The sequence below is a fragment of the Mesorhizobium sp. WSM4837 genome (assembly GCF_055811435.1).
Window position 1 is genome coordinate 1 of record NZ_JBVVQE010000130.1, and the last position, 7,433, is coordinate 7,433.

The window sequence follows — 7,433 nt, forward strand, 5'->3', positions numbered from 1 at the left end:
GAGCATCTTCTTCGCGGGCAAACGTATGAAAGCGCCAAAGGATGCAGGTGCAGACCTGCGCCCGCAAACAAACATCCAGCGACTGCAGAACACTGCGCCATCCACATGCGACGAGTTTATTTAATAGCAATACTCCCCTGTTCAGGACCTTCAGTGGCTTGTTCGAGCAACAATGAGAATAACCAGCTTTATACCATCTCAGCCAATCGTGGTGGTCGGCTGACTGCGTTTTAACATTTCGCGGCCGGCCGGCGCGGATAGGCGTGGGCGATCGCGAGCTGCGCCTCTCTCGGCGCGTCCAGCCGTCTCTAACATGCAATCGACCATCGCTTGAGAGCTAGGCTCCATCGCCTCCTGACGTTTGAAGCTGGTCGAAATCGCGGGCCAACCAAGTATCGCGCAAGGGTGCCGGCACATCGCTAATTACACGAACTCACCCCCAGGCGATTACTCGTGCAGAGGCAACTCAAAACTTGCGGCTCAAGTACGACGAGCCTGCCAGTCCGAACCGCCACTCGAGATCGACAGCCTTGGAGATCCCGACCCGGTGTCCCGTCAAGATGGAGCTGGTTCTGGCTCCTGACGGCAGCTTGAACTGGAACGGAAGCTCGTCCAATGGCAGCCCGTCATAAGATGCATCGACAGCAAGCGCCTGGCAAAGGCGACCGGGTCCCGAACAAAGACGTCGAAGGTCATCAACTCCGCGATTTGCCCGCATCAGGTCGAGCTTTGATTGCGGTTCGATCGCGCGCACAAGGACAGCACTACCGGGAAGGCAGACGGCATTCAGGCACCAATGCAGACCATAGGAGCGATAGACGTAAGCGCTCCCTGCGGCGCCGAACATTGCGCTGTTTCGCGAAGTCCGACCACAAAAACTGTGTGAGGCGGGGTCATCGGCGCGATAGGCTTCCGTTTCGACGACAATCCCGCCCACGCCGTGCACAAGAAGCGTGGCGCCAATCATATCGCGAGCGACAACGCAGGCGTCCCGGGCAAAGAACTGGCGGTTCGTGATCAACGCCTGCACCAGATCTCGACCGCGCCGAAACGTGGGGCGAACAAGAACATTCCCGCTCCGGCTGGAAAAGGCCAATCCACCAAGGCCAAACTCGCGATCATCACCATCGCGGCGCTTCCTGCTGAACTCGGATAGGTCTGATCGCCTATGTATGAGGGTCGATTGGCTATTCAACAGCGCCTAGCCCAAGCGGTCGAAGTGATTGGAAGGTCAAAATTCGCTGCTGGCGTAGAAAAGACAGAGCCGGAAGACCGTGCCTGCCGCGTTTGCGATACCGCGATGCGTTAGGTGGCCGGAGCAAATCCTCGTGCGCTGCTTGGGAGCAACATCACAAGGGAACGTGACAGGCTCTGCGATCGTTGAAGACTTTTGATGAGCCATATCATGCCATCGACGTCGATACGAAAAATGGCCTACGATCCCGACAGCAGAATCCTCTCGGTGTGGTTCGTCGCCAGCGGCAAACGATACGAATTTGAGGACGTGCCGCCGGAGACCTTCGCCGCGGTCAAAGCCGCCTTTGCCAAGGGCCGCTTTTCAACGAGCACATCCGCAATCATTTCCGGTACCGTCAGGTTGCGGCCGGCAACGATGCGGGATAACGGCAAGCTGTTGAAACATTCCAACTGCCGTTTGGTGGACGCAGCGCAGCCGGCGCGCGTAGGATTTTCTTACGATCCCCGCCCACACTGTGCAAACGACTGATCGCCCGCCGTGCCGAAAGGTGCGGCGGGCTTTTTTGTTGTCTGGGGGGAACACGATCTGGCGACAATCGTTCGGGCGCCAACAAAAGCGCCGTACAAGATCGAGGTACAACAATGCGGGAAAGGCATGGCTTAACCGATAAAGAAAAATACGACCGACAGGAGCGCACTTCGGATGCTGCGCGGGCATTAACAGACGTTGAGCGCGTCGCACGAGACGCAAAGACGGCTCGGCTGCGGGAGCAACGACTTAAAGCCGAGACAGCTCTCCCTGCTGCATCGGCACCGAAACCGAAGAGGAATTCGAAGACCAAGAAGTCGTAGATGGCACGCTGCACCTGCGCCCTACAATCAGCCGCGGTCCTCTCCGCAGGCCGCGTGAATCGACGGCCGATGTGCAAAGGTCGAGCGTGGAATGCTGTGCGATTTGGGGTGCGGGATTTTAGGCGCTTGATTACTGCTCAGCGTATCGTCTGCGGCAATGCGATCCAACAGCTTACGGGTGCCAGTATTAGGGCAGCGGGTATCGTTTATCGTCTGGCGAAGATCATCGATATCTGCTCGCGCGCGACCCTCATTCAATCGAGCCGGTTCTATTCAAAATTGTCCCATATGGATAGCATTGTGAATGCTCTTAAGGCGGCTTCAGCCGGCTTTTCAGTAGCCGAGCTTCCCGAAGTAGTGATGCCCGATCGGTGCCGATCAACTTGATCAGCTCGCGCGCTTGAGCTTCAGTTATTCCGGCTTCCTTGGCGAGGAACTGCGCCTGGAAATCCGTCATTCGGTCGCGGTCGGACTTTTCTTCCTCGCCCATGGTGAGCCTTTTGCACTTGGATTGAACCGGAACGCCGGCGGGAGGGTTTTGTTGCGATAAATGGCGCAAACTTTCCAGGCATATTTCGCTTTCTCTGGAACACATGCTTGAGATGAATGTTCGGGAAGTGCAGCAATCTTGTTCCCTCCCAACGATGGGCTGCAGATCGGAGATGCACCGATCGGCCCGCGTCCTTTCCTCGTGGGGCGCGGGCTTTATTGTTCGCACCGAACACTAGGCGCATGTGTTTCGCCGGCAGGCAACTGCTCAGCGAAATGGCCGCTTTTGCAGATCCAGGCTTTTGGATCACGCCCTACCGTTGTTCTGGTTCCCCATGCCTCGCCGTCGCACTGCTTGTCTTTCAACCGTGATTGTTGTCGTTTCCCGGGCAGCATGGAACGGACGGGCAGAAACCTTCAGGCGCTATTTTCAAGACGCTACGCGCCGATCGCGGTAATGTGTTCTCATCGGCGATAGACAACGGGCATCGCTGGCTGTGAGCGACCACCGCGTTTCCGCCCCAAATGGGAGGAAAGACATATGGTCAGCCTTAAGACTGCAAAGAGTGGCATTGCCTTTCCTAGTGACCTGACTTTGTTGAAGCAGGTCTTTGATCGTGTTCGCGTTGAGGAAGGTATTCCCGTCGGTAGCGAGCAGGCGGAGCGCCTGAGCGTGATCGCAATGGAACTTTTCTCAGATGGCGAATTTGACGAGGCAGTTCTTTACGAACGCCTTCGACTATATGCCCGATTGTAGCGCGGAAAGAAAAGCACATGACTTCCCACCATCAGGAAGTCCTGACGAGCCTTGTCGCTCGGTATGAAACGCTTGTGTCGATCCAGGACAGGATCGTTGAGCACGACCGGCGGTTCGGCCTGGCTTCCGAAGTGGACGAAGGCCTTCTAGAGCGCCTGTTCGTATCGCTCGGTAAGGCCCGCATCGCCCAGATCCGCGAGGTCGGCTAAAAGCCCGGTCTTCGTTCACTGCACAACTACCAGCGGCTGGTGCTCCGGCTCCGCATGGTTCAAGCGCGACGTCGAGGTTCATCTTTGTTGGATGTCGGCGAGACGGCATTTACCTCAAGCGGTTCGATCACCAGGGACAGGCTAAGCCTCAGAACCTTTCTGCCACTCTCGTCCCTTATATCCATGATGAGTTGCTGCCCATCGGGACCTTTCAGTTCGTCTCTTGCCAGCTCAGTCAATCCTTCGACGGCTGCATTGCGCGCTGCCTCAATCCCCTCGCATTCCAGACCCGTGTTGTCTTCCACGAGATGCTGGTGATCGCCGCTATCAAAGAAATATCTTGGCATATCGGCTTCCGTCATCAGAATGCCACGTCACGGTCCTTCTGGTGCAGGTAAGTCGGATCGAATTCCCCTGCCTGAACCAAACCCGGCCAATCGAGAGCACGCAACTTTGTACCTGACGTGGCGATCAGCCTGTCACCTCGTAGCGCCTGAAGCGTGCGGTTCACGTGAACCGCGGACAAACCCACCGCATCACCAAGTGCTGCCTGGGTGATCGGTAAATCCGCGACGTGGTCCTCAATGCGTCCTGCAAACCGCAACGGCACGATGAGTTCGCATTACATGTGTGCCGTGCGAGCGTAGGCGTCCCGTCTCCCGACGTTGGTGACCCATTCCCGGTAGATCGCAGCGTCAATCAGGGTCGATCGCCAGAACGCGGTTGCAACACGCGGGCGCTGTTCGCAAATCGAGCGAAGAGCGCTGTGGCGGATTAAGCCCAATTTGCCTGGTGTCATGCTCGAGAAGCTGCAATCCATAACTGCCAGATGGATGCCGTGCAGATCCGGGAGATCGCCTGCGACAAAGAAGCTGGTGATCTGCCGCTTTCCCGCACCAGTGTGCTTGTATGAGCATGCCACGCCGTCCAAGACGACAAATGAGTTGGTTGGTCGATCGCCTTCTAAGGCGATTTCCCTGTTAGCCGGAACATCCTTCTCCTGAATCGTGAGGCCTCCTAAGGCTGCGGCGTCATCATCGCTGATGTCAGCGACGCGACGCAGCTTGCGGATGAGCACATCCGAGGAGAAAGCTGGACACAAGGACTTGGTTACCTCCATGGGCGTTACCTGCCGAACGTGCATTCGCCGCAGATGTTCCACGCTGCTGATGCGGATAAGAGGTCGACACGCCCGGTATGAAGCTGCGCATCAAGCATCTCCGAGGCGATCACAGCCACATACGCCACGCATCACTGCTGGGTTTCAGCGACGAATAGGCCGGTCTACTGGTCTACCGGAACCGGTTGGTGCTCCGCCCCCGCATGGTGAAGCACCTGGCCGAGATCGCGCATGTCGAAATCCTGCCCGCATATAGGGCAGTGTTCGAAATGCTCCGCCTCGGGCTTGATTGGCTGGTCGTGGTCCTTGCCTCGATATCCCGTGCCTTCGTTGTTGGTCCGATATCTCATTTCCGCTCCCGCAATACATTCACGGCTGCGAAGACGCTTCCAGCTGGCTAACATCTATGCAAGTCGGTACAATATGAGATCGCCAGCCACGCACAATGGGCGCTGACGCTTGGGAGCGACCATCGGAATCCTGCCCCAAACGTAAGGCAATTGTCTGATGGCAGAAGAAGCAGGGCGGGTCCGCCCGACAGACGACTTTGTACGCTCACTTGCGCGGGAATCCGGTGCTACTGAGCAGCAGATACGCGACATTGCATCGCTCATCGGCGTCGATCGTGCCTCGATCCTGAGAGAAGCGCGTCTCTTGCGCCGCGATCTAAGGCCGAAGCTTTAAGGCTTTTCCTGCAGTCGACTATCACGCATCTAGAACGGCCGGCCGGCCCGGATCATTGCGCGCTCATCGTTTGGCACGATCCACTCGACGGAACTAACGGTCTGCGGCGATGTTGCGATGGCAGTAAAACTATGCTGACCAACGGAGACGGACATGACAGAGCCCAAGGAACGTCTGGTGCAGTGGCTGCGCGACGCTCTCGCCATGGAAGAACAGGCCTAGACCATTTTGAGCGGCCAAATCGAGCGTCTGGAAACTATCCCGAGATTCGCATCTCGAAGAAACGAGACAACAGGCAAAACGTCTCGAACAATGCCTCGACCGGATTGGCGACGGATCTTCGACGCTGACGGATGCCGGCGGTAAGCTAATCGCATTCGGACAGAACATCAGGGGCATTTTTGCAGGCGACGAGGTGATGAAAGGATCGCTGGCCAGCTACACGTTCGAGCATATGGAAATCGCCAGCTATAAGATGCTCATTGCCGCAGCCGGCGAGATTGGCGATTCCGAAACCCAAAGCGCGTGCAAAGAGAACCTGCGCGAAGAAGAGGCGATGGCTGATTGGCTGGAAAACAGACTCGGCACGGTCACCACCGAGTTCCTCAGACGCGACGAGCGGGATTCTGACACGGCGAAACGGTGACATAGGCGGACAATTGCCGTCTACAGAAAAAGCTCGCCTTCGGCACGGTGCTCGAAACAGAACCAGTGGGATGGCTGCCGCGGCTTACGGAAAGCCCTTCCGGCATTCTTGCCGCAGCCGGGATGCTCCCAGCAATGGCGCTGAATGCAACATGGCAACCAATCGTTTGGGGGCGCCTGGCGTTTATTCGGACAGTGTTGCCGTCCACGGCCTCGCCGCTAACTACTTGGCGAGCGAGAGCCCCATGGAGACGCAAGTCTGGTGAAGTCCCCGATATCGCGGAGGAGCTTCCTGCTGGCCGCGCGGCGGGACCGGCATTCGCGCCCATACAAGCCATTCTCGCCGAGGATGCGGGTATGACGAATAAAATTGTGCTTCTTGGCGATTCAGTTTTTGACAATCGCGCCTATGTGACCGGCGGAGCAGATGTACTGGCCCATTTGGTGCGTCAGCTTCCGATCGGGTGGTCGGCCGACCTGCTCGCCGTCGACGGCAGCGTCATGGCAGGGGTGCGCCAGCAGCTGGACAGTCTGCCGGCTGACGCCACTCATCTGGTGGTCAGCATGGGAGGTAACGACGCGCTCGGCGTTTCCTCTGTTCTGGACGCTCCGTCGCGGTCCGTCGCCGACGCCCTGCTAAGACTGGCCGAAATAAGAGAGCAGTTTTGCCTGGAGTATCGGTCGACGCTGGATGCCGTTCTGGCTGTCAAGCTGCCCACCGCCGTTTGTACGATCTACGACGTCCGGTATCCGAACCCTGAAGAGAGGCGCATTGCGGTAACGGCCCTGTCGGTCCTCAATGACTGCATTACACGAGCAGCCGCTGGGCGGGGCGTTCCAGTGATCGACCTTCGCATTATCTGCGACGAGGAGGCCGACTTTGCCAGCGCCATCGAGCCTTCGGAACAGGGCGGCGGCAAAATCGCTGCAGCGATCGTTTCATTTCTTACCAAGCACGAATTCCGAAGCGGGCGCGCCGAACTGATCGTTCGCTAGAGAGCTGGAATTGGCTGCGCTAATGCGCCGCGTTAGGCCGTTAAGGTCAGCTTTGCCATCGCCTGAAGCGGACATAGCCGGCGACACTCTGGAAGTTGCGGTTGCGCCAGAACATGCGTCCTGTAATCCACCCCCTAGCCAATCGCGATCTTCTCAACGTGCTTTCCTCACCTGTCCCAGGGCGGGTTTGTCGAGCATCTGGTCAAGCTCAACGACAAGGTCGAAGGCCTGACAAAAGGTGGCCATCCAGCGCAACAGCTTCGGCGAAGTGGTCGCTGAATACACAGGCAGCGTTGATCAAATGAGAGCGGGACGAGGTACTCCCGTTGGGTCACGGTGGCAGCGGGGTGTAAATCTGCTCGAACGAAAGGTCCGGATCGCGTTCGTTGTTGAACACCGGGAGGAGCCAGCTAGGGTCAGGACCTATTAATCAGGTTGAATTGATGGTGAGCGGCTGATTCATTGTTGGCGGAGGTGCCACGAT

The 7,433-nt window shown here is 57.6% G+C and carries 11 protein-coding genes and 1 pseudogene; 6 read left to right on the plus strand and 6 right to left on the minus strand.

Features of this window, described 5'->3' with window-relative positions:
• Positions 1-466 precede the first annotated feature (466 nt).
• The gene (locus AC0L3D_RS35420; RefSeq protein ID WP_473532990.1) at positions 467-1,033 is read right to left on the minus strand and encodes a DNA-3-methyladenine glycosylase; all 567 of its coding nucleotides are present in this window, start codon (positions 1,031-1,033) and stop codon (positions 467-469) included.
• Between the two features lie 360 nt (positions 1,034-1,393).
• Between AC0L3D_RS35420 and AC0L3D_RS35425 the strand changes: the two genes are divergently transcribed.
• The gene (locus tag AC0L3D_RS35425; RefSeq protein WP_473647396.1) at positions 1,394-1,726 is read left to right on the plus strand and encodes a KTSC domain-containing protein; all 333 of its coding nucleotides are present in this window, start codon (positions 1,394-1,396) and stop codon (positions 1,724-1,726) included.
• 633 nt (positions 1,727-2,359) lie between these two features.
• On the opposite strand, the gene AC0L3D_RS35430 is transcribed toward AC0L3D_RS35425, so the two are convergent.
• Positions 2,360-2,539, minus strand: coding sequence for a hypothetical protein (locus AC0L3D_RS35430; RefSeq protein ID WP_287242472.1), 180 nt, complete (start codon positions 2,537-2,539; stop codon positions 2,360-2,362).
• A 540-nt stretch (positions 2,540-3,079) separates the two neighbouring features.
• Here AC0L3D_RS35430 and AC0L3D_RS35435 point away from each other — a divergent pair.
• Both AC0L3D_RS35435 and AC0L3D_RS35440 read left to right on the plus strand, forming a co-directional pair.
• On the plus strand, positions 3,080-3,295 hold the full coding sequence (locus AC0L3D_RS35435) for a hypothetical protein (RefSeq protein ID WP_023803428.1): 216 nt from the start codon (positions 3,080-3,082) through the stop codon (positions 3,293-3,295).
• Positions 3,296-3,312: 17 nt separating this feature from the next.
• Complete coding sequence (locus AC0L3D_RS35440) at positions 3,313-3,504, plus strand: hypothetical protein (protein WP_287242471.1); 192 nt, start codon at positions 3,313-3,315, stop codon at positions 3,502-3,504.
• A 59-nt stretch (positions 3,505-3,563) separates the two neighbouring features.
• Here AC0L3D_RS35440 and AC0L3D_RS35445 read toward each other — a convergent pair whose 3' ends face one another.
• The 4 genes from AC0L3D_RS35445 to AC0L3D_RS35460 form a co-directional block, all read right to left on the minus strand.
• On the minus strand, positions 3,564-3,866 hold the full coding sequence (locus tag AC0L3D_RS35445) for a DUF6894 family protein (protein ID WP_473630418.1): 303 nt from the start codon (positions 3,864-3,866) through the stop codon (positions 3,564-3,566).
• Positions 3,866-4,114 carry a helix-turn-helix domain-containing protein gene (locus AC0L3D_RS35450; RefSeq protein WP_473647397.1) on the minus strand — a complete coding sequence of 83 codons (249 nt, stop codon included), beginning with the start codon at positions 4,112-4,114 and terminating at the stop codon, positions 3,866-3,868. Before AC0L3D_RS35450 ends, AC0L3D_RS35445 begins: the two co-directional genes overlap by 1 nt.
• 12 nt (positions 4,115-4,126) lie before the next feature.
• Complete coding sequence (locus tag AC0L3D_RS35455) at positions 4,127-4,624, minus strand: Crp/Fnr family transcriptional regulator (RefSeq protein ID WP_473630420.1); 498 nt, start codon at positions 4,622-4,624, stop codon at positions 4,127-4,129.
• A gap of 164 nt (positions 4,625-4,788) precedes the next feature.
• Positions 4,789-4,974, minus strand: coding sequence for a hypothetical protein (locus AC0L3D_RS35460; protein ID WP_128248506.1), 186 nt, complete (start codon positions 4,972-4,974; stop codon positions 4,789-4,791).
• Positions 4,975-5,633: 659 nt separating this feature from the next.
• On the opposite strand from AC0L3D_RS35460, the gene AC0L3D_RS35465 reads away from it, so the two are divergent.
• The 3 genes and pseudogenes from AC0L3D_RS35465 to AC0L3D_RS35475 form a co-directional block, all read left to right on the plus strand.
• Positions 5,634-5,954, plus strand: coding sequence for a DUF892 family protein (locus AC0L3D_RS35465; protein ID WP_473647398.1), 321 nt, complete (start codon positions 5,634-5,636; stop codon positions 5,952-5,954).
• Between the two features lie 356 nt (positions 5,955-6,310).
• Positions 6,311-6,949, plus strand: a complete 639-nt coding sequence (locus AC0L3D_RS35470) for an SGNH/GDSL hydrolase family protein (RefSeq protein ID WP_473532944.1) — start codon at positions 6,311-6,313, stop codon at positions 6,947-6,949.
• A 162-nt stretch (positions 6,950-7,111) separates the two neighbouring features.
• A pseudogene (locus tag AC0L3D_RS35475) lies at positions 7,112-7,244 on the plus strand (peptidase M14); the annotation flags it as partial.
• Positions 7,245-7,433: the final 189 nt, after the last annotated feature.